Annotated in this window: 23 protein-coding genes; 16 read left to right on the top strand and 7 right to left on the bottom strand. The window is 59.4% G+C overall.

The genetic code is table 11. The features are described from left to right. Positions 1-117: 117 nt before the first annotated feature. Positions 118-675, bottom strand: a complete 558-nt coding sequence (locus tag PQU95_RS14990) for a phasin family protein (protein ID WP_272752755.1) — start codon at positions 673-675, stop codon at positions 118-120. Between the two features lie 216 nt (positions 676-891). On the opposite strand from PQU95_RS14990, the gene phaR reads away from it, so the two are divergent. Both phaR and rimO read left to right on the top strand, forming a co-directional pair. After that, a complete protein-coding gene (gene phaR / locus PQU95_RS14985; protein ID WP_147684224.1) occupies positions 892-1,464 on the top strand; it encodes a polyhydroxyalkanoate synthesis repressor PhaR in 573 nt (190 codons plus the stop codon). Between the two features lie 100 nt (positions 1,465-1,564). Next, positions 1,565-2,884 carry a 30S ribosomal protein S12 methylthiotransferase RimO gene (rimO, locus tag PQU95_RS14980; RefSeq protein WP_272752754.1) on the top strand — a complete coding sequence of 440 codons (1,320 nt, stop codon included), beginning with the start codon at positions 1,565-1,567 and terminating at the stop codon, positions 2,882-2,884. Positions 2,885-2,955: 71 nt separating this feature from the next. Here rimO and PQU95_RS14975 read toward each other — a convergent pair whose 3' ends face one another. After that, complete coding sequence (locus PQU95_RS14975; protein ID WP_272752753.1) at positions 2,956-3,738, bottom strand: DeoR/GlpR family DNA-binding transcription regulator; 783 nt, start codon at positions 3,736-3,738, stop codon at positions 2,956-2,958. Between the two features lie 155 nt (positions 3,739-3,893). On the opposite strand from PQU95_RS14975, the gene PQU95_RS14970 reads away from it, so the two are divergent. After that, entirely contained in the window at positions 3,894-4,679 is a 786-nt protein-coding gene (locus PQU95_RS14970) for a Cof-type HAD-IIB family hydrolase (protein ID WP_272752751.1), read from the top strand. Positions 4,680-4,784: 105 nt separating this feature from the next. Here the strand turns inward: PQU95_RS14970 and PQU95_RS14965 are convergent, their stop codons facing one another. Together PQU95_RS14965 and tsaD are read right to left on the bottom strand one after the other, a co-directional pair. Continuing rightward, the gene (locus tag PQU95_RS14965) at positions 4,785-6,698 is read right to left on the bottom strand and encodes an ATP-binding cassette domain-containing protein (RefSeq protein ID WP_272752750.1); all 1,914 of its coding nucleotides are present in this window, start codon (positions 6,696-6,698) and stop codon (positions 4,785-4,787) included. Positions 6,699-6,766: 68 nt separating this feature from the next. Further along, positions 6,767-7,792 carry a tRNA (adenosine(37)-N6)-threonylcarbamoyltransferase complex transferase subunit TsaD gene (gene tsaD / locus PQU95_RS14960; protein WP_272752748.1) on the bottom strand — a complete coding sequence of 342 codons (1,026 nt, stop codon included), beginning with the start codon at positions 7,790-7,792 and terminating at the stop codon, positions 6,767-6,769. A 106-nt stretch (positions 7,793-7,898) separates the two neighbouring features. On the opposite strand from tsaD, the gene PQU95_RS14955 reads away from it, so the two are divergent. The 13 genes from PQU95_RS14955 (at position 7,899) to PQU95_RS14895 (ending at position 19,438) form a co-directional block, all read left to right on the top strand. Further along, entirely contained in the window at positions 7,899-8,318 is a 420-nt protein-coding gene (locus PQU95_RS14955; RefSeq protein ID WP_026108025.1) for an OsmC family protein, read from the top strand. Positions 8,319-8,513: 195 nt separating this feature from the next. After that, on the top strand, positions 8,514-8,924 hold the full coding sequence (gene flgB, locus PQU95_RS14950; protein WP_272752747.1) for a flagellar basal body rod protein FlgB: 411 nt from the start codon (positions 8,514-8,516) through the stop codon (positions 8,922-8,924). 2 nt (positions 8,925-8,926) lie between these two features. After that, entirely contained in the window at positions 8,927-9,337 is a 411-nt protein-coding gene (gene flgC, locus PQU95_RS14945; RefSeq protein WP_272752746.1) for a flagellar basal body rod protein FlgC, read from the top strand. A gap of 16 nt (positions 9,338-9,353) precedes the next feature. Beyond that, entirely contained in the window at positions 9,354-10,031 is a 678-nt protein-coding gene (locus PQU95_RS14940) for a flagellar hook assembly protein FlgD (RefSeq protein ID WP_272752745.1), read from the top strand. Positions 10,032-10,060: 29 nt separating this feature from the next. Continuing rightward, the gene (gene flgE / locus PQU95_RS14935) at positions 10,061-11,347 is read left to right on the top strand and encodes a flagellar hook protein FlgE (protein ID WP_272752744.1); all 1,287 of its coding nucleotides are present in this window, start codon (positions 10,061-10,063) and stop codon (positions 11,345-11,347) included. 23 nt (positions 11,348-11,370) lie between these two features. Beyond that, a complete protein-coding gene (locus PQU95_RS14930) occupies positions 11,371-12,105 on the top strand; it encodes a flagellar basal body rod protein FlgF (protein ID WP_272752743.1) in 735 nt (244 codons plus the stop codon). A gap of 31 nt (positions 12,106-12,136) precedes the next feature. Beyond that, entirely contained in the window at positions 12,137-12,916 is a 780-nt protein-coding gene (flgG, locus tag PQU95_RS14925; protein WP_272752742.1) for a flagellar basal-body rod protein FlgG, read from the top strand. Positions 12,917-12,956: 40 nt separating this feature from the next. Beyond that, entirely contained in the window at positions 12,957-13,619 is a 663-nt protein-coding gene (locus tag PQU95_RS14920) for a flagellar basal body L-ring protein FlgH (protein ID WP_272752741.1), read from the top strand. Between the two features lie 15 nt (positions 13,620-13,634). After that, the gene (locus PQU95_RS14915) at positions 13,635-14,732 is read left to right on the top strand and encodes a flagellar basal body P-ring protein FlgI (RefSeq protein WP_272752740.1); all 1,098 of its coding nucleotides are present in this window, start codon (positions 13,635-13,637) and stop codon (positions 14,730-14,732) included. A gap of 135 nt (positions 14,733-14,867) precedes the next feature. After that, entirely contained in the window at positions 14,868-15,767 is a 900-nt protein-coding gene (gene flgJ / locus PQU95_RS14910; protein WP_272752739.1) for a flagellar assembly peptidoglycan hydrolase FlgJ, read from the top strand. 51 nt (positions 15,768-15,818) lie between these two features. Next, positions 15,819-17,696: a flagellar hook-associated protein FlgK gene (flgK, locus tag PQU95_RS14905; protein WP_272752738.1), complete on the top strand. Its 1,878-nt coding sequence runs from the start codon at positions 15,819-15,821 to the stop codon at positions 17,694-17,696. 17 nt (positions 17,697-17,713) lie between these two features. After that, positions 17,714-18,613 (top strand): flagellar hook-associated protein FlgL, encoded by a 900-nt coding sequence (gene flgL / locus PQU95_RS14900; RefSeq protein ID WP_272752737.1) that lies wholly within the window; start codon positions 17,714-17,716, stop codon positions 18,611-18,613. 93 nt (positions 18,614-18,706) lie between these two features. Next, the gene (locus PQU95_RS14895) at positions 18,707-19,438 is read left to right on the top strand and encodes a pseudouridine synthase (protein ID WP_272752736.1); all 732 of its coding nucleotides are present in this window, start codon (positions 18,707-18,709) and stop codon (positions 19,436-19,438) included. 59 nt (positions 19,439-19,497) lie between these two features. On the opposite strand, the gene PQU95_RS14890 is transcribed toward PQU95_RS14895, so the two are convergent. From PQU95_RS14890 to hrpA, 3 genes are all read right to left on the bottom strand, one after another. Beyond that, entirely contained in the window at positions 19,498-20,664 is a 1,167-nt protein-coding gene (locus PQU95_RS14890) for an HD-GYP domain-containing protein (RefSeq protein ID WP_272752735.1), read from the bottom strand. Positions 20,665-20,718: 54 nt separating this feature from the next. Beyond that, positions 20,719-21,876, bottom strand: a complete 1,158-nt coding sequence (locus tag PQU95_RS14885; RefSeq protein WP_272752733.1) for an HD-GYP domain-containing protein — start codon at positions 21,874-21,876, stop codon at positions 20,719-20,721. Positions 21,877-22,019: 143 nt separating this feature from the next. Beyond that, entirely contained in the window at positions 22,020-25,973 is a 3,954-nt protein-coding gene (hrpA, locus tag PQU95_RS14880) for an ATP-dependent RNA helicase HrpA (RefSeq protein ID WP_272752731.1), read from the bottom strand. Between the last annotated feature and the right edge of the window lie 10 nt (positions 25,974-25,983).

Raw genomic sequence — 25,983 nt, 5'->3', positions numbered from 1 at the left:
CCAGTCGTTGGCTTGATGCTGCGCATTGTAACCCTTACACGGGCAAGCTACTACGTGTGCGCTGCAAAGAAAAATCCCCGCCAGCGGGCGGGGATTCTATCTGGTGGCTACCTGCGATCAGGCAGTAGGGCCAGTGCGCTTGGCGGCCGCTTTTACCGCATCGGCGGTGGCGCTGGTGGCTGCTTTTACGCTGCTGTCGGCAAACTCGGCGACTTGCTGGCCGGCTTTGCTCAGGGTGCTGAAGGCGGCAGCACTGGCGGCCAGGCCGGATTTCAGTGCGTTGACCGCAGCTTCGGAACCAGCCGGTGCATTTTTGGTCAGAGCTTCAACGTTGCCGATCAGGGTTTTGTTCAAGTCGGCGATATTGCTCTCGGCTACTTTGCTCAGCTCGGTCTGGGTTTGCGACACGATGTCGTAAACGTTGCGGCTGTTGGCTACAGCTTGTTCCAGGTTTTGTGCGGCCAGTTTGTTTACGCGGGACAGGGCTTCTTGCGGGTCTTTCACGCTGCCCAGCTCGCGAGCCAGCTTCACGTTTTCTTCCAGAGTCTGTTTGGACAGCTCCAGGCTCAGTTTGGCAAAGCGCTCTGCGCTATCCAGTGTGATTTGTGCAACGCGGAAAGCGGCTTCGAAGCCATTTGCGGACAGTTTGGCGAATTGTTCGTTAGAAGTAGTCATACTGGGATCCTCGTAACACAATAGATGTTGATTGCATGGTTGGGCGCAGCAGTGTTCTGTGGTCGCACCGTCTGAAGCGGTGTTTTTGTGCGATGCACAATGCTGATCGGATGTTAGCGTGGCGATGGCCGGCTGACTAGGAGTTTTGCTCTAGGCTGTTGCATTTATGGTAATGTGGCGGCACACAACAAAACAGATAAGCTGGGAGAGTGTTTCATGAGCGTAGAAAAACGGGTGATCAAGAAGTACCCGAACCGTCGTCTGTACGATACTGCCACCAGTTCCTACATCACGCTGGGCGATGTAAAACAGCTGGTACTGGACAATGTGGACATTCAGGTAGTCGATGCCAAAACCCACGATGACATTACCCGTGGCGTACTGCTGCAGATCATTCTGGAAGAGGAGAGCGGCGGCTCGCCGATGTTCAGCTACGAAGTACTGACGCAGTTCATCCGCTTCTACGGCCAGGCCATGCAAGGCATGATGGGCCCCTTCCTGGAAAAAAACCTGCAGGTTTTTGTGCAGCTGCAGCAAAAAATGCAGGAGCAAACCAAGGCCATGTACGGCGATAACCCGCTACTGGGCGCCAAGTTGTGGGGCGATTTCCTGAATTTCCAGGGCCCGGCGATGCAGAACATGATGTCCAGCTACCTGGACCAGAGCACCAATATGTTTCTGGATATGCAGAACCGCATGCAGGAGCAGGCACGTACCATGTTTACCGGCTTTGGCTTCCCCGCCTACCCGCCTGCGCGCGAAGACGGCAAGGATGAGCCGGGCAAGTAGTTTTATTGCGCAGAATTTTTTATAATCCACCCCATCTAGCCGGGCGCTCACTGCAGCGCCCGGCTTTCTGTCTTTATTGATCTACAGGGTTGACGTTTACATGTCGCACATTGCTCCAAAAGTAGGCTTCGTGAGCCTGGGCTGTCCAAAAGCAGCTTCCGATTCCGAGCAGATCCTGACGCGCTTGCGCGCCGAGGGTTATGAAATTTCCGGTACGTACAATGGTGCTGACCTGGTGGTTGTCAATACCTGTGGTTTTATTGATGCAGCGGTGCAGGAATCGCTGGATGCCATCGGTGAGGCGCTCAACGAAAACGGCAAGGTAATCGTTACCGGCTGTCTGGGTGCCAAAGGCGACGTGGTAAAGGAAGCGCACCCGTCGGTGCTGGCCATTACCGGCCCGCACGCCACCGACGAGGTGATGACCCACGTACACACCCACCTGCCCAAGCCGCACGACCCGTTCGTGGACCTGGTGCCGGATATCGGCGTACGCCTCACGCCCAAGCACTACGCCTACGTGAAGATTTCGGAAGGCTGTAACCACCGCTGCACTTTCTGCATCATCCCGTCCATGCGTGGCGACCTGGATAGCCGTGCCATCGACAGCGTGTTGTCCGAAGCGGCCAACCTGGCCAAGGCCGGTGTGAAAGAGCTGCTGATCATTTCGCAAGATACATCGGCCTACGGTGTGGACCAGAAGTACAAGCTGGGCTTCTACAACGGCCGCCCGATCAAGACCCGTCTGCTGGAACTGTGCGAAGAGCTGGGCAAGCACGGTATCTGGGTGCGCCTGCACTATGTGTACCCGTACCCGAGCGTGGACGACATCATTCCGCTGATGGCCGAAGGCAAGATCCTGCCGTACCTGGATATCCCGTTCCAGCACGCCAGCCAGAAGATCCTGAAGCTGATGAAGCGCCCGGCCAACAGCGAAAACGTGCTGGGTCGCATCAAAAAATGGCGCGAAATCTGCCCGGATCTGGTGATTCGCTCTACCTTCATCGTAGGCTTCCCCGGCGAAACCGAAGAAGACTTCGAAGAGCTGCTGGCTTTTATCGAAGAGGCGCAGCTGGATCGCGTCGGCTGTTTCACCTACTCGCCGGTAGCAGGCGCTGCGGCCAACGAGCTGGCCGACCCGGTACCGGAAGAGGTGAAGGAAGCCCGCAAGGAACGCTTTATGGCGGTACAGGCGGAAATTTCTGCCGCCCGTCTGGCGGCACGGGTTGGCCGCACGCTGACCGTGCTGGTGGACGAGATTGACGAAGAGGGCACTGCTATCTGCCGCAGCTACGCTGATGCACCAGAGATCGACGGCCTGGTGTTCATCGAGGATGCGGATGGTCTGAGCGTGGGCGATTTCGTGCAGGTAGAGATTGTCGATGCCAGCGAGCACGACCTGTGGGGCGAGCGCGTGTAAGCGCACTGGCCACTCGGCAAAAACGGCGCCCGCTTACCCGGCGCCGTTTTTTCATGCCTGCCGCTGCCGGCTCAGGCTCTGGCCAGCAGCACCGGTACGCCGCAATCGCGCAGCCGCTGCAGCTTGTGCGGTTCGGCGTCCGCTTCCAGTACCAGTTGGCCGATGTCGGCCATGGCGGCCACCGAAAACGGGCTGGCGGTATCCAGCTTTTCATTGGTGACGCACAGCACCACCTGGCTGCTGTGTCGCACCAGCTCGCGTTTCAGCGCGGCCTCTTCCGATAGTGTGGTGCCCACACCCAGTTCGATATCCAGTGAGCAGGTGCCCAGAAAGCAGATGTCCGGCCGCAGCGTCTGGATTTCCAGCATGGCGCTGCTGCCCATGGTGCCGCCGATGCGGTGGTCCATGCGGCCGCCCACCACCAGTACCTCCAGCGCACTGCGCCCCAGCAGCGCGGCGGCAATCGGGATGGCGTTGGTGGCAATGGTCAGCGGCAGGCCGTCGGGGATGGCGCGGGCAATTTCCAGGTTGGTGGTGCCGGAATCCAGAAACACGAATTGACCGGCGCGTAGTAACTGCACCGCGGCGGCGGCCAGCCTGGCCTTGCGCGCGATGTTCTCGTGGCTACGCTGGCTGAAGTTGCCGGTATTCGGCGTCATGGCGATGGCGCCGCCGTACACACGCTGGCAGATGCCGCTGCTGGCCAGCTCGCGCAGGTCGCGGCGGATGGAGTCTTCCGACACGCCCAGTGTTTGCGCCAGTTCGGCGGCGACCACGCGGCCATCCTGTTGCAGGCGCTGGCGGATATAAGTCTGGCGGTCGCTGGGCAGGCCAGGCGGGGCGGGCTGGGTCATATTGGGCCGATGGGGTGTGGCAAAGCGATATCGTGCAACATTCGGCAGGTTGTGGTCAATGTTTTGCCAAATATTGCGGGGTTTGGCGTGGCTTTGCTTGCCTGTTTCTGCATGATTGTGCACAATGATGCCAGATTCTTCGATGGGAGCCTGTGATGCTACGCGCCGTGATTACCGATCTGGATGGCACTTTCCTGGGGGCGGATTCGCAACCGCTGCCAGCTAATATGGACGCTCTGCGCCGTGCCGCCGCCGCTGGCTGCCAGATTATGGCGGCCACCGGCCGCCATTACCCGTTTGTGCAGGCTTTGCTGCAACAGCTGGGCGTGCCGGCCTGGGTGCTGAGCGCTAACGGCGCACGGGTGCACGCGCCGGATGGCAGCCTGTTTGCTGCGGCCAACCTGGCGCCGGCGCTGGTGCAAAAACTGGTGCAGCCGGAGTTGGCTATGGGGGCCGAGATGGCCTTGTATCTGGACGATCGTCGTCTGGCCTGCCGCTATCACGGCGGCGGCCTGGACTGGTACGCGCAGGCGGCCGAGCAGCTGGACAGCCTGGCCGACTACCACGGCCGCGACGTGGCCAAGATTGTTTACTGCGGCGAGCCGGCGCTGCTGGCGCGCATCGAGGCCGACATCCTGTACCGCTTTGAAGGCCAGCTGGCGCTGACCTATTCGCAAGACTGCTACCTGGAGGTCATGGCACCCGGTGTGAGCAAGGGCAGTGCTTTGCTGAATGTACTGCAGCAACTGGATATCGACCCGGCAGATTGTGCCGCCTTTGGCGACGCGCTGAACGATGCCGAGATGCTGGCGCTGGTGGGCTACCCGCACGTGATGGCCAACGCCAGTGCCGCGTTGCGGCAGCGGGTGCCGCAGGCGCCGGTCATCGGCCACCATGCCGAAGCAGCGGTGGCGCAGGCGCTGGCGCGCTGGTTTGCCTGACGCAGCCGGTGCCAGGTTGGCCGCATGCGTGCTGTAGCAGCGATGTGCGTAAAAAAGCCCTTGCCATCACGGCAAGGGCTTTTTGTTTGCGCCGGCGGTGGGGGTTTAGCTGCTGGCGTGCTCGCGCTCGATCGCTTCGATCTCTTCCTGTAGCAGCATCCAGTCTTCTTCCACGCTTTCCAGCTGGCTGGCCACCTCGCCCTGGCGGCGGATGCTGTCGGCCAGCTTGGCTTTGTTGGCGTCGCTGTAGGCGTCTTCACTGGACAGGAATGCGTCCAGCTCGGCTTTTTCCTTGCCCAGTGTTTCCAGTGATTTTTCCAGCTTGCTCAGCTTGGCCAGCAGCGGTTTCTTGGCGGCGGCCAACTTCTGCCGCGCTTCGGCCTCTTGGCGCTTCTGGTCCTTGCGGTTCACGGCTTGTGCATCGCCGCTGGACGGGCGGTTGGCCTCGGCCAGCTGCGCCAGACGCCACTGGCGATAGTCTTCCAGGTCGCCGTCAAACGGTTGCACGGTGCCGTCGGCCACCAGCCAGAACACGTCGGTGGTGGATTCCAGCAGCGAGCGGTCGTGCGACACCACCACCAGCGCGCCGCCAAAGTCCTGCAGCGCCAGCGTCAGCGCGTGGCGCATTTCCAGGTCCAGGTGGTTGGTCGGTTCATCCAGCAGCAGCAGGTTAGGCTTTTGCCACACGATCATCGCCAGCGCCAGCCGCGATTTTTCGCCACCGGACATCGGGCCCACCGGGTCGCTAACCATATCGCCACGGAAGTTGAAGCCACCGAGGAAGGTGCGCAGCTCCTGCTCGCGCACTTCGGGGGCGAGGCGCTGCATGTGGCGCAGCGGGGATTCGTCCGGGCGCAGCGTATCCAGCTGGTGCTGGGCAAAGTAGCCGATCTTCAGCGTTTGTGCGCAGATCAGCTCGCCGCTTTGTGGCGGCAGCTCGCCGGCCAGCAGCTTCACCAGCGTGGATTTGCCGGCGCCGTTCACGCCCAGCAGGCCGATACGGCTGCCGGCTTCTACCGACACCGCCAGGCGGTGCAGGATGGTGGTGCTGCCATAGCCCACGTTGGCCGCATCCAGCCGCAGCAGCGGGTTGGGCAGGTTGTCCGGCGTGTCGAAATGGAAGTCGAACGGCGAGGCCACGTGCGCTGGCGCGATGCGTTCCAGCTTTTCCAGTGCCTTGACGCGGCTTTGCGCCTGGCGCGCCTTGCTGGCCTTGGCCTTGAAGCGGGTGATGAACGATTCCAGATGCGCGATCTGGCGCTGTTGCTTCTCGTAGTCACCTTGCTGGCGCGACAGTTTTTCGGCGCGCATTACCTCGAACTGGCTGTAGTTGCCGGTGTAGAGGGTGAGGCTTTGGCTGGATACATCCACGATGTGGCTGGTGATGCTGTCGAGGAAGTCGCGGTCGTGCGAGATTACCAGTAGCGTGCCTTCGTAGGCTTTCAGCCAGTCTTCCAGCCACAGTACCGTTTCCAGGTCCAGGTGGTTGGTGGGTTCGTCCAGCAGCAGCAAGTCGGAGCGGCACATCAGCGCCTGCGCCAGGTTCAGGCGCATGCGCCAGCCGCCAGAGAAGGTGGATACCGGGCGCTGGTGGCTGTCCGGCGCAAAGCCCAGGCCGTTCAGCAGCTTGGCGGCGCGTGACGGCGCAGCATAGCCGCCGATGCGGTCCAGCTCGCCGTGCAGGCTGCCGATGGCGTGGCCGTCGCCGCTGGCCTCGGCTGCGGCCAGTTTGTGTTGCAGGCCGCGCAGCTCGGCGTCGCCGTCCAGCACGTAGTCCAGTGCCGATTGTGCCAGCGCCGGGGTTTCCTGCGCTACGTGGGATAGTGTCCAGTGCGGCGGCACGATGGCGTCGCCGCTGTCGGCGTGCAGTTCGCCTTTGAGCAGGGCGAACAGGCTGGACTTGCCGGCGCCGTTGGCACCCACGATGCCGGCCTTGTTGCCGGGGTTGATGGTGAGGTTGGCCGCAAGCAGCAGTTCTTTCAGGCCGCGGCGCAGGGTAAGGTTTTTTAGCTGGATCATGTTGGCTTAAGGTTGGCCGCACGCGCTGCCGGCGCTGGGCTGGCAGGCGCGTGCGGTGGCATGAGGGTTTACGCGGCAGGCAGGCTGGAAAGCTCCCAGCGTGGTTTGACTGTAAAGCCGCCGGCTGGCGTGGCGTATTTCAGGCGCATGGCGCCGGCAAAGGCGATCATGGCACCGTTGTCGGTACACAGTTTGAGCGGTGGATAGAACACCTGGTATTGGCGGCGGCGCGTGGCGTCGTCCAGCGCGGCGCGCAGCTGCTTGTTGGCGCCTACGCCACCTGCGACCACGATGCGCTGCATGCCGGTTTGCTTCAGCGCCTTGATGCACTTGCTCACCAGCACCTCGACGATGGCTTCCTGGAAAGCGCGGCAGATGTCTTTGCGTGCCTGCTCGTCAATGCTGCCATGCTCGGCCTCTACCTGTTTGCTCAGCATCAGCACCGCGGTTTTCAGGCCGGAAAAGCTCATGTCCAGGTTGGCCGAATGCAGCATGGGGCGCGGCAGCTCGAAGCGGGTGGGGTCACCTTCTTCGGCCAGGCGCGATAGCAGCGGGCCGCCAGGGTAGGGCAGGCCCAGCAGCTTGGCGGTTTTGTCGAAGGCTTCGCCGGCGGCGTCGTCCAGCGTTTCGCCCAGGATTTCGTACTGGCCCACGCCGCGTACCGCCATGATCTGCGTGTGGCCGCCGGAAACCAGCAAGGCCAGGAAGGGGAAGTCCGGGCGCTGTTCGGCCAGTAGCGGCGATAGCAGGTGGCCTTCCAGGTGGTGCACGGCAATTACCGGCTTGCCCAGGCCGTAGGCCAGCGCGTTGGCATAGCTGGCACCCACCAGTAGCGCACCCCCCAACCCGGGGCCCTGGGTGTAGGCAATGGCGTCGATGTCCTGCAAGCTCACCCCGGCTTCGGCCAGGCAGGCGTCGGTGAGCGGGCGTACGCGGCGGATATGGTCGCGGCTGGCCAGCTCGGGCACGACACCGCCGTATTCGGCGTGCATGGCCATCTGGGAGTGCAGCTGGTCGGCAATCAGGCCGCGTTCGGTGTCGTACAGGGCGACGCCGGTTTCGTCACAGGACGATTCGATACCAAGAACAAGCATGTGTGTGCGCTTCAAAACTAAATAATCTTTTCATTTTACCGGTGATTCTTTGTCCGCCCAAATCGGCGATGTTAGGCTGATGCCCTGTTTCAATCGGAGAGCAAGCATGAAGGCAAGACTGAAGTGGGTGGATGGCGTGTGTTTCATGGGTGAAACCGGCAGCGGCCACGCCGTGGTGATGGACGGCGCGCCTGAAGGTGGCGGCCGCAACCTGGGCCCGCGCCCGATGGAGCTGCTGTTGCTGGGCACGGCTGGCTGTACCAGCTACGACGTATTGTCCATCCTGAAGAAGTCGCGCCAGGACGTGCGTGACTGCTGGGTGGAAATGGACGCCGAGCGTGCCGATACCGACCCGAAAGTGTTTACCAGGATTCACTTCCACTTTGTGGTAGTTGGCCGCAGCCTGAAGGCGGATGTGGTGGCGCGCGCCATCAGCCTGTCTGCCGAAAAGTACTGCTCGGCTTCCATCATGCTGGGCAAAACCGCAGATATTACCCATGACTTCGAGATTCGCGAAGACGATTGAGTGGCCTGCTGTGCCAGTAGAAGCGCCGCCTGCGGGCGGCGTTTTGCATGGTGCGGCAATAATTGCCGCACGGTTTGCCGCTTGGCTGGCGGGGAGGGGCTACCAATCGGCAGTAAGCAGGTTTTCTTGAGGCTTTTGGCTAAAAAAAGCTGGCACGCTTTGTGCTGAAACAGGCTGACTCAAGGAAAAATAGCCATGCTGAACAAAATCTCCTCCCACCTAGACTTCTTCCAGCGTTCGCTGGATCTGCGCGCCGCGCGGGCCGAGGTCATTGCCAGCAATATCGCGAACGCCGATACCCCTGGCTACAAGGCGGTGGATTTTGATTTTGGCAAGGCGCTGAAGAGCCAGACCGCTGCGCAGCAGGCTAGCGGTGTCGCGCTGGCACAAACCGATAACCGCCACATGGCTGCCATGGGTAGCCGTGCGGTAGAAGGTGGCCTGCAGCACCGCAGTGCAGTGCAGCGCAGCCTGGACGGTAACACCGTGGATATGGATGTGGAGCGCTCGGCCTTTACCGACAACGCCATGAAATACCAGTCCACTCTGACCTTTCTGAACAAGCGCATCAGTGGTCTGATGGAAGCCATCAAAGGAGGCCAGTAATCATGTCACTGTCTAATGTGTTCAATATTGCCGGCTCGGCACTGACCGCGCAGTCCATGCGCCTGAACCTGGTAGCCAGCAATATCGCCAACGCTGAAAGCACGGCATCGTCTACCGGCGAACCTTACCGTGCGCGCCATGCCGTGTTTACAGCAGTGCCGGTAAGCGCCAATGCCCTGCAAGTAGCCGGTGTGCGTGTGACTGCCGTGGCAGAGGACACCTCGCCGCTTCGCATGAAGTATCAGCCAGGCCACCCGCTGGCGGACGACAAAGGCTACGTGCGCATGCCGAACGTGAATCCGGTGGAGGAAATGGCCGACATGATTTCTGCGTCGCGCTCCTACCAGACCAATGTGGAAATTGTGAATGCTGCCAAAACCATGCTGCAGAAAACCCTGCAGCTGGGCCAGTAAGGCAAGGAACTAGATCATGGCTACCAGTATTGCATCGACCAACTTCGATTACAGCTCGCTGAACCCTACCGCCGCCACGAGTAACACGTCTACCGGCAACTCTTCGGCTGAAATCCAGAACCGCTTTCTGACGCTGCTGACCACGCAGCTGCGGGCGCAAGACCCGATGAATCCGATGGATAACAGCCAGATGACCAGCCAGATGGCGCAGATCAGTACGGTAAGCGGCCTGGAAAGTGTGAACGCAGCGGTAAAGAGCATGACCGAGAGCCAGGCGGCTAGCCAGTCGTTGTTGGCCACCATGCTGATAGGCCGCCAGGTGCTCAGTCCGAATGACAAGTTGACGCTTACTGATGGCAAGGCGGTGGGTACCATCGAATTTGCCAAACCAGCCAGCCAGGTGGTGGTGACGGTCACTAATAGCAGTGGTGCTGTAGTGGATAGCTTTGAGATGGGGCCGCAAAAGCAGGGTCAGTTTGTGTTCAGCTGGGATGGCAAGGGGGCGGATGGTGTCACCCAAGCCAATGGTGATTATCGCTTCAAGGTTGAGGCGACGGCGGATGGTACGGCAGTGGATGCCACCATGATGGCGCCAACCAAAGTGACCAGTGTTGCCTGGGAAAAAGGCGTACCGATGTTTGTGGTGTCTACCGGTGAGCGTCTGCCGGTAAGCAAGATCAGTCAGATCCTTTGATTTGCGGTGTGAGAGTTTAGGAGAGAATCATGAGTTTTCAGCAAGGTTTGAGTGGTCTCAATGCCGCAGCCAAGCAACTGGATGTGATCGGTAACAACGTTTCCAACGCCAGTACCGTGGGTTTCAAATCGTCCCGCGCCGAATTTTCCGATCTGTACGCTACCAGCCTGTATGGTGTGAGCGATACCGAGTCCGGTATCGGCTCGCAAACCATCAAGGTAGCACAGCAGTTTCAGCAGGGTAACATCACTGCCACGAAAAACCCGCTGGATATGGCTATCTCGGGCTCTGGCTTTTTCAAGCTGTGGAGCGATCCCACTGCCACATCGACTTTCTTTACCCGTAATGGCCAGTTCAAGCTGGATAAGGATGGTTATTTCGTTAATAACGGCAACTTTCTGGTGGGGGAGCCTGTGGGTGGCGGTGATGATGCGCCCATCAAGATCGACCGCGCCGGCCTGCCTGGTACGCCGTCTTCCGAGCTGGATTGGCAGTTCAATCTGGATGCTGACCAGAAGTCGCCGCTGATCGACTACACCGCCTCACCTACTGCGCTGAAGGCGCCGGCGCCGGCAATTACACCTAGCGACCCGACCACTTACAACTTCACTACCAGTATGCGTGTTTACGACAAGGTAGGTAGTGCGCATACGGTGTCCCTGTACTTCCAGCGTCAGGCTGTGGCAGGGACGCCTCCAGCGGTAAACAACAGCTGGAACGTTTCCTATAAGCTCAATAACAATGCAGTGCAGAACGTCGGCTCGGTGTCATTTACTGCGGACGGCAAGTTGACTGCGCCATTCTCTTTTACTGTGCCTGGTGGTCCGGCTGCGGCCAACTTGCCCGTGCCGGGTCAGCCGAACCAGCTGGGTGATGCCGGTATTGTGGTGAATCTTGCCGGCACTACCCAGTATTCGGGCAGTTTCACTGTGGCCAAGGCCAAGGTGGATGGTAATGCCAAGGGTGAACTGGTGGGCGTGGAAACTGCGGATGATGGCAATATCATTGCCAAGTACTCCAATGGCCAGGCGCAAAGTGTGGGTCGTGTTCGTCTGTATACCTTCGATAATGCCCAGGGGCTGCAGCCTAGTGGCGAAAATAACTGGTCTTCTACCGCGGCATCGGGTGATGCCAAGCCGGGTTTCCCGGGCGAGGGGAGTTTTGGCAAGCTGCAATCGTCTGCCATTGAGGAGTCCAATGCAGATACCACGGCCGAGCTGATCAATATGATTGTGGCGCAGCGTTTTTACCAGGCCAACGCGCAGACCATCAAAACGCAGGATGCCATCCTGCAAACGCTGTTGAACCTGCGCTAATTAATCTGAATAGGTAGTGTGATATGGACAAGATGATTTACCTGGCCATGACGAGTGCCAAGCACGTGGAGCTGCAACAGGCGACCACGGCAAATAATCTGGCCAATATCCACACTACCGGCTTCAAAGCTGAATTGAATGCTTTTCGTGCTTTGCCTGTTGTAGGTGATGGTGCGCCTACGCGTATATACCAGGTGGACAATACGGTGGGGCATGATTTGTCCCAGGGGGCGATGCAGCTGACCGGCAATAATTTCGATTTTGCCATTGCCGGTCCGGGTTTTTTTGCCGTCGAGGCGCCAAATGGTGGTGAGGCTTATACCCGGGATGGCGGTTTTTTGCTGGATTCTGGTGGTGTTTTGCGAACCAGAACTGGCATGGCTATTGCTGGTGATGGTGGTCAGCTAGTCATGCCGCAAGGCGCTTTGCCGGATCTGCGGCAAGACGGCACCTTGTTTGCCATACCGGCAAATGGCGGGCAGCCGCAAGAAATCGGCAAGCTGAAGCTGGTTAATCCGGTAGCAAACGAAGTATATAAGGGCGAAGATGGTTTGTTTCGTCTGAATAGTGGTCAGGATGCAGATGCCGACCCGACAGTTAAGGTTAAGGCCGGTTATCTGGAAGGTAGTAATGTTAATGCGGTGGATAGTCTGGTTCAGATGATTAGCCATGCAAAGCATTACGATCTTAGTGTAAAATTGATGCAAAATGCAGAACAGAATAGCAAGCAGGCAACGCAAATACTGTCTGTTAGCTAAATAAAAAACGACACCGGGTAGGTATTTAATTATGATGCGTTCGCTTTATACGGCCAAGTCAGGGATGGAATCCAGCCAGTTTCGCCTGGATGTGATTTCCAACAACCTGGCTAACGTGGGAACCAAAGGTTTCAAGCGTAGCGCGGCCGTTTTTGAAGATTTGATGTATCAGACCCTGCGTACACCGGGCTCGCGTCTTCAAACGGGTGAAACCTTGCCTACCGGGTTGACCGTAGGTTTGGGTGCCGCACCGATGGCGACTGCTCGTGTGCATACCGAGGGCGGCTTGAGTACCACAGGTAATGTGTTTGACCTGGCCGTCAATGGCCGTGGTTTTTTCAAGGTACAAACCCCTGATGGCCAGACTGCGTACACACGCAATGGTCAGTTTCAGCGTGGTGCTACCGGCCGTTTGGAAACGGCGGAAGGCTATCCGGTGCAGCCGGAGATTACGGTGCCCGACGGCACGGCCTACCAGGTTTCGGAAGATGGTGCAGTGTCTTATCTGGCGCCGGGCGCTACCGAGCGTACCCAGGCAGGGCAGCTGGAGCTGGCCGATTTTATCAACCCGGCCGGGCTGGATGCGATTGGCGGGAATTTGTACCTGGAAACAGCGGCTTCTGGTGCGGCAGTCACCGGCACGGGCGGTTTGCTGGGCTTTGGTAAAGTGAAATCCGGTTTTCTGGAAGAGTCGAACGTTAATGTGGCAGAAGAACTGGTGAGCATGATTCAGGCGCAGCGTGCCTACGAAATGAACTCGCGTGCTATCAAGACTTCTGATGAGATGTTGCAAAAGCTGACTCAGCTTTAATGTGGGGGTGGGTATGACTAAATGGCTAGGCATGGCAGGCATGGTGTTCGCACTGCTGGCTCTTGCTGGCTGCAGTACGCAGTCTGCCCCGATTACCCATCAGCCGATGTCTGTGCGGCCGCAGCCTGCACCAATGTCCATGCCTGCAGACGGCTCCATTTTTCAGGCGAGTAACTACAAGCCGTTTTTTGAAGATCAGACGCCGGTAAGAGTGGGTGATTTGCTCACCGTGCAGATTCGTGAAAGTACGACCTCTTCCAATAAGGAAGACTCAGCGGGGCAACGAAACTCGAAGATCGATGGCAGTATTGCGGCCAACCTGTCATTGCCGTTTTTCCCCGGTGCGCTGGAGAAAAAACTGGGTGGTACCAGCCTGAGTGGTTCTGGTTCGGCCAGTGAGCAGGGTAAAACCAGCAGCAATAACAGTAGTTCGTTCAATTCCTCGATTACTGTGACGGTCATTGATGTGTACTCGAACGGTAATCTGCTGGTAAGCGGCGAAAAGCAGATGAAAATCAATAGCGAGCACGAGTTCATCCGGTTGTCTGGTGTGGTCAACCCGCGAGATGTCAAGCAGGGTAATACGGTAGAATCCACCCGTATTGCAGATGCGCGTATCGAGCAGCTGAATGAGGGCCGTGGCCGTGCGTACAACGATACCGGCTGGCTGCAAAAGGTATTCTTGTCTGTGCTGCCGTTCTAGTATCGGGGCCGAATCATGAAACGTATCTGGCTGATGGTGTGTTTGTCATTGCTGGCTTCGCAGGTGATGGCAGCGCAACGCCTTAAAGAGCTGGTGAATGTAGCTGGTGTGCGTTCCAACCCCTTGTTGGGCTACGGTCTGGTCGTGGGGCTGGATGGCAGTGGTGACAAGGCCGGGTCGTCGCCGTTTACCAGCCAGTCGCTGGCCAGCATGTTGAACCAGCTGGGTGTGCAGGTGCCGGTGGGTACCAAACTGGACCCGAAGAATGTGGCTGCAGTTACCTTGACGGCGACCATCCCGCCTTTTGCGCGGCGTGGGCAGGCGATGGATGTCACCGTGTCGTCGGTGGGTGATGCCAAGAGTTTGCGTGGTGGTACGCTGCTGATGTCCCCGCTCAAAGGTGCCGATGGCCAGATTTATGCCTTGGCGCAAGGTAATGTGGTAGTGGGTGGAGCGGGTGCTGCTGCTGGCGGTAGTAAGGCCCAGGTAAATCACCTGAGTGTTGGCCGCATTCCTGCGGGTGCTACGGTGGAGCGGGAAGTGCCCAATGCCTTTGCCAGCGGCGAGGTGATCGCGCTGAACTTGCAGGAATCTGATTTCACCACGGCTAACCGTGTTGTGCAGGCGGTAAACAAAGAATTTGGCCCGGGTGTGGCCAGGGCGGTAGATGGCGGTTTGATAGAAGTTCGTGCGCCGCAAGATAGCAATGCCCGCATACAGTTTTTGGCCAGGCTGGAAAATATTGCCGTAGAGCCGGCAGAAGTTTCACCGGTTGTGATCGTGAATGCACGTACGGGTTCTATCGTGATGAATCGCGCGGTCAAGCTTGAGCCTTGTGCCATTGCTCACGGTAATTTGTCGGTAACAGTAAATGGCAATAGCAATGTCAGCCAACCGCCGGCACTGAGTGGCGGGCAAACGGCCGTTACCAACCAGGCTGATATTGCCATCAAGGCTGATGGTGGCAAGGTGCTGAGTTTGCCGGGTAGTGCATCACTATCCCAGGTGGTTAGTGCATTGAATTCCGTGGGGGCAACTCCGCAAGATCTGGTTTCAATTCTGCAGGCGATGAAAACGTCTGGTGCCCTGAAGGCAGACCTGCAGATTATTTGACACAAGTTGATAGGCACTCCGTTATTTATGGAGCTTTGGTGGGCGATACCTTCGGGTGTCGCCCCTTTTTTTTGTGGTGTCGGCAAGCTGGCCTGATATTTGCTGCAATGGTGAATCGATAGAGGACTTGCCGCCATGATCAACCCCAACAGTACTGCCAATCGTTTGGCAATGGACCCGGAAGCTACCCGGGCCATGAGCGACCTGGCACGCAAAGACCCCAAAGAGGCGGTCAAGCAAGTGGCTGGCCAGTTTGAGGCCATGCTGATGGGGCAGCTGATGTCCTCCATGCGGGCTTCTTCTTTGAGTGATGAAGAAGATAGCCAGGAGATGGATACCTACCGTGGTATGTACGACCAGCAAATTGTACAAACCATGGTGCAAGCCGGTGGCTTTGGTCTGGCAGATGCCTTGTCGGGTTACCTGTTGAAATCTCTGCCGGATGTACCGGCAGAGATTGCCGCCGAGCCAGCTGCGTTGCCAGCGGCGCCGGTGGTCAGGAAGGCATTGGGGGCGTATGAGGCCGCCGCCACGGCCGCCCAGGCGCCTGCGGTGACAAGTTCAGATCCTTTGCCGGGTAGCAAGCAGTCGTTTGTTGACACCATGCTGCCGCACGCCAGTCAGGCCGCTGCGCGCTTGGGGGTGGCGCCAGAGGTACTGGTAGGCCATGCGGCGCTGGAGTCTGGCTGGGGGCAGCGTGCTATCCGCCACCCTGACGGCCGTAATAGCTACAACCTGTTCGGCATCAAGGCTACGCCGGGCTGGAAGGGTGATGTGGTCGACACCATGACTACCGAGTACGAGGGGGGGGTGGCGCAAAAGCAGCTGGGGACTTTCCGTTCCTACCCCTCGTTGCAGGCGGCATTCGACGATTATGCACGCCTACTGTCTGATAACCCGCGCTACCAGCAGGCCTTGAACCAGGGGCAGAACGTGGCCGGTTTTGCTACAGCATTGCAGCGGGGTGGTTATGCCACCGACCCGGCCTATGCACAGAAATTGCAGGCTGTGATTCGTACCGTGGCCAGTATTTGACACTTCATTAATTGGCAATGGCGTCGATAAACAGTATTAAGGAGAACTGATATGAGCGGGAGCATTTTCGGTATCGCTGTGACAGGCCTCAATGCGGCCAAGGCAGCGCTGGAAACCACCAGCCATAATATTGGCAACGTGAATACACAAGGCTATAGCCGTCAGACAACCACGCAGAAGGCAAGCGACCCGTTGTTTGAGGGGTATGGTTTTGTGGGTACGGGTGCGAACCTTACCGGTGTGAACCGCATTTTTGACCAGTTTACCGAAGCGCAACTGCGGGATGTGAATGCCAAAGTGGCATCGCTGGATGCGCAAACGCAATCCTTGCATGATCTTGATAACCTGATGGCAGATTCCAATGCCGGCCTGTCATCGGTAATACAAGGTTTTTTCAGCAGCATGCAAACGCTGAATGCGCAGCCTTCTTCTACTGCCGCCCGTCAATCGGTATTGAGCCAAGCGCAGGCGCTGGCTGGCCGTTTTTCCGCCATCGGCAGCCGTGTTGAAGAGCTGCGCCAAGGGTTGTCCATCCAGGCAAATTCGAGTGTGGAGAGCATCAATGCCCATGCTTCGGAAATCGCCAGTATCAACCGGCAGATTGCCACCATGCAACAAGGAGCCGGTAGGCTTCCAAACGATTTGCTGGATCGTCGTGATGCTTTGGTGCAAAAGCTCAATGGTCTGATCAAGACCGATGTGGTGGTGCAGGATGATGGCAGCTATAGCATCTTTGTCGGGCAGGGGCAGGCGCTGGTGCTGGGTGACCAGGCCGGCAAAATGGTCTTGCAGCGGGTCAACCCCGATGATCCTGATGCGATCTCGGTCGGTATTGCCATCCCGAACGTTAATGGCACTATTACCGTCGACCCCGCGCGTATGGGTGGCGGCAAGCTGGAAGGCATCATGGGTGTGCTGGGGACCGATGTGCGCCGTATCCAGACGGACCTGGGGCGCATGGCTGTAGAGTTGTCCGATGCCTTCAACCGCCAGCACGCTTTAGGTTATGACCTTACTGGCCAGCCAGCCACGGGGGCTTTGTTTTTTGCGGATCTCACTGCAGAACGTACTGCAGCAGAAGCGACTGGCGCCAGCCCGGATAAGCAGGCTTTCTTCATGCGCCAGGCCTTGGACAAGTTTGCTGTGGTGATTGCCGACCCATCCAAGATTGCCGCCTCGTCTGCCTTGCAAGGCAAGAACGTGGCTGACCCGGCGGCTGGCAAGCCCAGCATTGCGTCGATCTGGCAAACGGCCAACCTGCACCAGTCAACTACCCCGGCACTGGATACGAACCCTACACTTAACCAGCTACTGGCTCAGGCAACGCCGGCCGTGCCCAGTCTGAACCTGCATTACGACCCGGCTGCGGCGGGTGTGCCTTTCTCCATTACCGCGGTGCCTGGCTTGACCATCAGTGCGGTAACGCTATCCACTACGCAATCAGGCGTGTACGAATTCACCGTGCAAAGCGGTAATGACAAGGTGAATATCCAGTTCAAGCCGGAAGGGGTATCTACCACTGCGCAAGACATTACGCTGGGTACCAAACCACTTGGTACATTGGCCGCACAAGACAATGCCAACATGCTGGAAATGTCGCGCTTGCAGACCAAGCCCCTGGTGCGGCCAACGCCTACCGCATCATCAAACCTGGTGCCGCCGCTTACCGACAAACCTACTACCAATCTGCAGTCCTTTTATGGCCAGATGGTCAGTTATGTCGGTAACCGCACCAACGTGGCCCAGATTGCACTGACGGCACAGGAGGCTTCGCAGCAGCAGGTATCTCTGAATCGTGAGGAAATATCCGGGGTGAACCTGGACGAAGAGGCGGCCAATCTTATCCGCTTTCAGCAGGCGTACCAGGCCTCAAGCCGTGTTATCCAGGTAGCGCAGGATATGTTCAAGAATTTGCTGGAGCTTCGCTAAGCGGGGAGGGATAGACCATGCGAGTAAGTAGCAACTCCCAATACATGTTGGGCACTTATGGCCTGCAAACCAAGCAGGCACAACTGAATCATTTGCAGGAACAGCTTTCTACCCTGCGTAGGGTTGTGCGCCCATCCGATGACCCTGTCGCGGCAACGCAGGCGGTATCGGTTGCGCAATCGCAGTCCATGAATAGCCAGCAGATCAAAAATGCCGGCATGGCTGCCAGCCAGCTGGCGATTACGGATACGGCCTTGCAAAGCGCGTCCACGACGATTGCCAATATCAAGACGCTGGCTATTCAGGCCGGTAATGGCGGACTGAGCAATGAAAACAGGAAAGCCATCCAGAACGAAATGCGTGAGCGGGCGAAAGAGCTGATCGGGCTGGCCAATACCTCCGATGGCTCGGGTAATTACATCTTTGGCGGGACGCGCAAGGATGTGGCACCATTTGTACAGACCGGCGCTGCCGGTGCTACCTACCAGGGCGATCAGCAACGCCAGGAGGTGCCTATTGCCTCCGGTCGCGAGCTGCCGATTACCGAGGTTGGCAATGATATTTTCACGCCGGGGCTGTGGACCACACTGGCCAGTCTGGATACGGCGCTGACTCAAGGGCCTGCTGGCTCGGCGACCTACAGCGCTGATTTGCAGGCGGTCCTTGCGGGCCTGGATAAAGGGCTGGCTACGCTCTTGGCCGGGCAAGCCAGCGTGGGTGGTCGCCAGCAGGAAATCGACTCGCTGCAGGAACTCGGCGAGAGCATGTCGGTACAGTACGCCAGCCAGATGAGCAACCTGGTGGATCTGGATTTCGCCAAGGCCACGTCCGAGTTCCAGATGGCGATGACGGCTTTGCAGACCAGCCAGAAAACCTACGCCCAGATCGGCCAGCTGTCGCTGTTCAACCATATCTGATTCCGCTTTGCGGCCAACCCGGGCTGCCGTACAATAGCGCCCCTCATTACCGGTAGGCGCTATTGTTTTGTCTGCCTTTTACGCGGAGTCATTATGGAACCAGTACGCTTGTCAAAACGCATGGCCGAGATGGGCTTGTGTTCCCGTCGCGAGGCAGATAGCTATATCGAGCAAGGCTGGGTTCGCGTCAATGGCGAGGTGGCCGTGCTGGGGCAAAAAGTGACACCCGCCGACCAGATCCAGCTGGATGAGCGCCTGGGCAAGGCGCAAGCCCAGCGCGTGACCATCCTGATCAACAAGCCCATGGGTTATGTGTCCAGCCAGGCTGAAAACGGTTACCAGCCGGCAGCGGCGCTGATTACACCGGATAACCACTGGACCGAAGACAAATCCGGTATCCGCTTTACCCGCGATCACATGAAAGGTCTGGCACCGGCCGGGCGCCTGGACATCGACTCGGTAGGGTTGCTGGTGCTGACGCAAGATGGCCGTATTGCCAAAGAAATCATCGGCGAGCGTTCTGACGTGGAAAAAGAGTACCTGGTGCGGGTAGAGGGCAACCTCACGCCAGAAGGGCTGAAGTTGCTGAATCACGGTTTGTCGCTGGACGGCGAGGCGCTGTTACCGGCCAAGGTATGGTGGCAGAACGAAGACCAGCTGCGTTTTATCCTGAAAGAAGGCAAAAAGCGCCAGATCCGCCGCATGTGCGAGCTGGTAGGCTTACATGTTGTGGGCCTGAAACGTATCCGTATCGGCACCATCATGCTGGGCGACCTGCCTACCGGCAAGTGGCGCTACTTGTCGGCAGAAGAGCACTTTTCCTGAGCCCGTGCCTATCATAAAAAAGACCCGCATTAGCGGGTCTTTTTTATGCCTGCGCCAGGTCAGGTGTTCCAGATTTTCAGCAGAAAAGCCGGGCGCACGCCGGCCTCTTTCAGCGAGATAGGCTCGGTAATGGTGTGTTCTGATGTGCGGGTATTGCGTGGCAGGGGTTCACCATACATTTCGCCGCTGGCAGAGCGGATGGCAGCTACTTTGGGGTGTTTGGTATTGCTGTCGCTTGGGCGGTGCGTGACAACGGCAATCTCGTGGTTGGCCAGCCGGACAAAGCTGCCGGGCGGGTAAATGCCCAGCTCTTTGATCAGCAACGCGACAAAGCGTGGGTCGAACTCGCTGAATTCGCCTTTGAATAGCCGCCCCAGCGCAATGGATGGCAAGCGGCCGGCACGATGCGCCTGCGTGACCAGTAGCGAGGTCAGCACATCGGTCAGGCGGATCAGATGAGCCCCCGGGTCGATCTCTTCCTTTTTCAGGCCGTAGGGGTAGCCCGAGCCATTCCATTCTTCGTGGTGCTGCTGTACCAGCAAATGCCAGCGCTCGTCATCTACCCCCAGGTCACGCAAGATGGCAGATGACAATAGCGGGTGCGCATACATGTCCGACTTCTGCGACGCATCCAGTGCCGTCTCTTGCTTGCTCAGATCGGAGTGCAGCTTGGTCGCCGCAATATTCATCGTCAGCGCAGCGCACAGCAGTACATGCATTTCCTTGGCAGGCAGATTAAGCCGGCGGCCCAGAATGCCCAGCATGGCGGCGGTGTGCAGGCTATGCATGCTGCCATAGTCGTTGAACGGCACTAGCAGGCAGGAGGCAATCAGCCCGTCAGGTTGCTTTTCTGCCAGGGTGAGCAGGCGGCTGGCCACGTGGCTCACATCGCTACAAAAGTGTTGGGAATGAAAGTAGCGGTTCAGCAGGCCGTTAACCTTGTGCGCCAGCTGGTCCAGCTCTACTAGCGGGTTCAAGACCTGGCTAGCGGCCTGGCGACGTTCCTGTTCTTGCCGTTCGCGTCGTTCGCGCAGCTCTTTTTCCACCAAAGCTGCCTTGGCCGAGTTGTCGAGCTGGCCGTGTGCCAGCAGCTTCTGTTTTTGCTCGGGCGTCAGTACGTAATGCCCCTGCTTTACCAGCAGCATGCCGCTACGGTGGTATACGTCGACGGGCAGTTGTTTGCCCACCAGAATCATGTCAGCCGACAGCTTGCTTTTCTCGGTCATGGCAATGTGGGGTTTACGAGTTACGCATATAAATGCAGTGTATCACTTGTTGGCCTATTTATAAGTAGAGCTTCCAGATCGGTGCCGCGCCCAGAGGCTGGCCAGGTATTGCGGGCGGATGCCAATCTGTTTCTGGTCAATGGCTTGCAGGATACGGTATTCGTGCGTGCTAGCCTCGCGCAGCTGCGGTTTGTTGTACGGTGCACCATCGTTGCGACGCAGCACGGCAACACATGGCTCGTCGGCGCGCTCGCGCCGGCTGAGTACAACGCCCATTTCCTGGTTGGCCAGCTGCACAAAGCTGCCCGGCGGGTAGATGCCCAGCTCTTTCACCAGTAATGACGTAAAGCGGTAGTCAAACAACGCATTGGCTTCCATGAAGATTTGCGCCAGCGCGGTATTGGGCTTCATGGCCGAGCGGTAGGTGCGCGGCACCAGCTTGGCGGCGGTAACGTCAGCCAGGTGTAGCAGGTGCGATAGCGACTCGATGTTTTCTTTGTCCAGCCGGTAAGGATAGCCTTTGCCATCCCATTTTTCATGGTGGGTTTGTACCAGCAAATGCCACAATTCGTCTGTAATGCCCAGCTCGCGCAGCATGGCGGACGACAGCAGCGGGTGGCCTTCTATCAGGTTGCGCTGTTCCTGGCTGAGCGGGCTGCTTTGGTGGTGCAGGTCGTCCATCAGGCTGGCAATAGACAAGTTCATGGTGAGCGCTGACGAAATCAGGCTATTGCGCGCTGGGGGCTCCAGTGCCAGCCTGCGGGTCAGCACCGCCAGGATAATGCCCACGTGAATGCTGTGTGCTGACGAGTATTTTGCCAGTGGCACCAGTAGCAGCGAAGCCAGCATGCCGTCCGGGGCCTTCTCGGTAAAGGCAAGCAGGCGGTTGGCCAGCGCCCGCACGCGCTGTTCGAAACCGCGGGCTGACAGGCCGGCACCCAGCAGGTAGTCCAGGTGGCGCGCGGCATACTGGATTTCTTCAAACGGACTGAACTCGCCGCTAATGCGGGCAAGGTCACTTTCTACCGGGGGCAGGGCGCTGGCAGGGTGGGTCATGCCCAGGGCCACCAAGCGTTCGCGCTGCTTTTCGTTCAGCACGTAGTGCCCCTTGCGTAGCAGCAGCAGCCCGTTGGCCGCATAAATGTCGGCCGGCAGGGTTTCGCCTACCTTCAGGATGCTATCGAGGGGGGCTTTGTGTTCTGTGCTTTGCATGATGGGCAGACGCGAATGAGCTTATGCAGAATTCTGGCACAAATCGGCTGGTGTGGCTGGCATGCTTGGTGATAATGATGGCCGGCCTGTACCGAGGTGCTGCTTTTACCCTGCCACGGCACCACGCCGTGGCAGTTTCGGGCTTAGAGGCCGCGCGGTAGCTCGCTCCACAGTTTTTCCAGGCGCTTGCCGGATACCGGGTACGGTGTTTTCAGCTCTTGTGCAAACAGGCCGACACGCAGCTCTTCGATATGCCAACGGAAGGCCTGCAGCTGCGGCGAAGGTTGGCCGCGCTCGGCCTCTTCGGCCATGCGCGCTTCCCAGCGCGCCCATAGCTGGCGGATTTCGGCGCCGCGCTGGCCGTCGCGCTGGGCGTTGGCCGGCTGTTTATCCATGCGCAAACCCATCGCCTTCATATAGCGCGGCAAGTGCGGCAGCTGGCTCCACGGCGTGGCGTACAGGAAGCCTTTATACACCAGGCGTTCCAGCTGCTGTTTCAGCTCGAAGCCCAGTTTGTGCTTTTGCAGCTTGGTACTGAGCAAGCCGTATTCGGCGGCAATCTGGTTCAGGTAGCCGGTGACTGCCTGCGTGACGGCAGGCAGGCGGGTGCGGGCGCGGGCTTTCTGGTCGTTAAACGCTTTCTCGGTGCGCGGCACGTCGTCGTCGCCGATAAAGGCGCGATCGCAGATAGCGGTGATGGCATCCTGCAGCAGTTCGTCCACATTGCACACATTGCGCAGCTGCAGGCCTAGCTGGGTCATGCCCGGCAGGCCTTTGTTCATCTGCTTCATGTGCTCTTTCAGCTGGTACTGCAGCAGACGGATCACCCCCTTGCGGTGCGCTACGTTGGCCGCACCCTCGGTATCGAACAGGCGGATGGCCACATGCTCGCCCTTGGCGTCGGTTTCGATGGTCAGCGCCGGGAAACCGGTAAGCTGCTGGCGGCCACGGGCAAACTGTATCGCCTGCGGCAGCTCGCCAAAATCCCACGCTTCTACGTGGTCGCGCTCGAACTCGGCGCTGGTGTCGCGGAAAGTCAGCTGCGCCGCCTGGCCAAACTGCTTTTGCAGCGCCAGGAGGTCGCGCCCCATGCCGATTTCCTGTTTGCCGTCGTCCACAATGCGGAAGTTGAACAGCAAGTGTGCCGGCAGCTCGATGGCATCGAAGGCCAGCGGGTCTACCTTCACGCCGCCGGTGTGGCGCAGGATGAAGTGCGCCAGCTGCGGGCCGATCGGCTTGCCGGTGTCCGGCTCGGTCAGCAGGAACTGGGTGACAAAGTCCGGCACCGGCACGCAGCTGCGGCGTAGCTGCTTGGGCAGCCCCTTGATCATGGCCTGCAGCTTTTCGCGGATCATGCCCGGCACCAGCCATTCGAACTCGGCCGGCTGCAGGGTGTTGAGTACCGCCAGCGGCAGGTCGATGGTGACGCCGTCCAGCGGGTGATTGGGCTCGAAGCGGTAGCGCAGGCGGCAGCGGCTTTCCGCCAGCTCGCACCACTCGGGGAACTGGTTTTCCGACACGTGCTCGGCGGCGTGGCGCATCAGCTCCTCGCGGGTGAGGAACAGCACTTTCGGGTTGGCCTGCTCGGCGGTTTTGCGCCACGCCTCGAAGCTGGCGGCGTCCACCACGTCGCTGGCAATACGTTCGGCGTAAAAGGCGTACAGCGCCTCTTCGTCTACCAGTACGTCCTGGCGGCGTGCCTTGTGCTCCAGCTGCTCCACCTCGCGGATCAGCTGCTGGTTGCGCTGGAAGAACGGTGCGTTGCTCACGTACTCCATCGCCACTAGTGCGCCGCGGATGAACAACTCGCGCGCCTCTTCAGGGGCAATGCGGCCGTAGCTTACCGGGCGGCGTGCAATCAGCGTCAGGCCGAACAGCGTGACGCGCTCGCTGGCCACCACTTCGCCACGGGCTTTTTCCCAGTGCGGCTCGAAGTGATGCAGGCGGATCAGGTGCGGCGCCACGGCTTCTACCCATTCCGGTTCGATCTTGGCCACGCAGCGGCCGTACAGCTTGGTGGTTTCTACCAGCTCGGCCACCACTATCCATTTGGGGCGCAGCTTTTTCAGGCCAGTACCGGGGAATACCAGAAAGCTGCCGCCGCGGGCGCTGGTGTAGTCGTCGCTTTCCTGCGACTTCATGCCGATATTGCCGATCAGGCCGGTCAGTAGCGCCTTGTGCAGCCGTTCGTACGCCACGGTGTCGGCCTGGGCGCGTTTCTTGGCGCTGGTTTCCAGGTTGGCCTGCACCGGGGACGGGGCGTGGGCCTTGTCCTTGTCGATCAGGCCCATCTCGGCGGCGATGTCTACCAGCTGGGCGTGCAGCTCGCGCCATTCGCGCATGCGCAGGTGCGACAAAAAGTGCTCGTGGCACAGGTTTACCAGCTGGCGGTTGCTTTGCTTGTTGGCCAGCGCGTCGGCAAAGAAGTCCCACAGGTGCAGCCAGGACAGGAAGTCGGACTTCTCGTCGTTAAAGCGCGTGTGTGCGCGGTCGGCTGCCTCGCGGGCTTCGAACGGCCGCTCGCGCGGGTCCTGGATCGACAGGCCGGCGGCGATGATCAATACCTCGCGTACGCAGCCGAAATCGCGGCCGGCCAGCAGCATGCGGCCAACCTTGGGGTCCACCGGAATACGCGCCAGCTCCTTGCCCACGGCGGTGAGCGCCAGCTGTTCGTCCACCGCGCCCAGCTCTTGCAGTACCTGGTAGCCGTCGGCAATCAGGCGGCTGGACGGCGGTTCGATAAACGGGAACTGGTCCACCACGCCCAGCTGCAGTGCAGCCATACGCAGGATCACCGCCGCCAGGCTGCTGCGCACGATTTCCGGGTCGGTAAACGCGCTGCGGGCGTTGAAGTCGGCTTCGTCGTACAGGCGCACGCAAATGCCGGCCTCGACACGGCCGCAACGGCCAGCGCGCTGGCGCGCCGCCGCCTGCGAGATTTTCTCTACCTGCAGCTGTTCTACCTTGGCACGGGGGCTGTATCGCTTGATACGCGCGAGGCCGGTATCGATCACGTACTTGATGCCGGGCACGGTGAGCGAGGTTTCTGCCACGTTGGTGGCCAGTACGATGCGGCGCCCGCCGGAGGGCTTGAAGATTTTCTGCTGGTCTTCGTTGGACAGGCGGGCAAACAGCGGCAGGATCTCGTAATGGCGGATGCCGCTGCGGCGCAACTTGTCGGCGGTGTCGCGGATTTCGCGCTCGCCGGGCAGGAACACCAGGATATCGCCAGCGCCGTGGCGCGAGATTTCCGACACCGCCTCCACGATGGCGTCTTCCATCTCCATTTCGCGCTCGTCCTCGTCGCGCTGCTTCAGCGGGCGGTAGCGCACTTCTACCGGGTAGGTACGGCCGGAGACTTCGATCACCGGCGCGTTGCCGAAGTGGCGGGCAAAGCGGTCGGCGTCGATGGTGGCCGAGGTGATGATCACCTTCAGGTCGGGGCGACGCGGCAGTAGCTGCTTCAGGTAGCCCAGCAGGAAGTCGATGTTGAGGCTGCGTTCGTGCGCCTCGTCGATGATGATGGTGTCGTAGTTGCTCAGGTAGCGGTCGGTCTGCGTTTCGGCCAGCAGGATGCCGTCGGTCATCAGCTTGATGACGTTGCGCTCGGACTGCTTGTCGTTAAAGCGCACCTTGAAACCCACGTGGGTGCCCAGCTCGCTGCCCAGCTCCTGCGCGATACGCGTGGCTACCGAGCGTGCGGCCAACCTGCGCGGCTGGGTGTGGCCGATCAGCCCATACACGCCACGGCCCAGCTCCAGGCAGATCTTGGGTAGCTGCGTGGTTTTGCCGGAACCGGTTTCGCCGCAAATGATCACCACCTGGTTGGCCGCAATCGCTGCCTTGATATCGTCCAGCTTCTGGTTGACCGGCAGTGCGTCGTCAAACGTTGGCCGTGGCAGGTGCTCGGCGCGTACGGCGGCGCGGCTGGCGGAGCGGGCAACTTGCGCGGCGATGTCGGCCAGCAGCTTGTCGGCAGGCTGCTGCTTGCGCACGCGTTGTTCGGCGTCCTGCAGCTTGCGTTTCAGTATGTGGCGGTCGCGCAGCAGGCAGGTGGAAAGGGCGGCTTTGAGTTCGGGCAGGGTGGGGGTGGTCATGCGGGCTTAA

The sequence above is a fragment of the Vogesella aquatica genome, assembly GCF_028548455.1.
Lineage (GTDB): Bacteria > Pseudomonadota > Gammaproteobacteria > Burkholderiales > Chromobacteriaceae > Vogesella > Vogesella aquatica.
The sequence above is the reverse complement of the archived record's forward strand: the minus strand, read 5'-3'. Positions and strand labels throughout refer to the sequence as shown.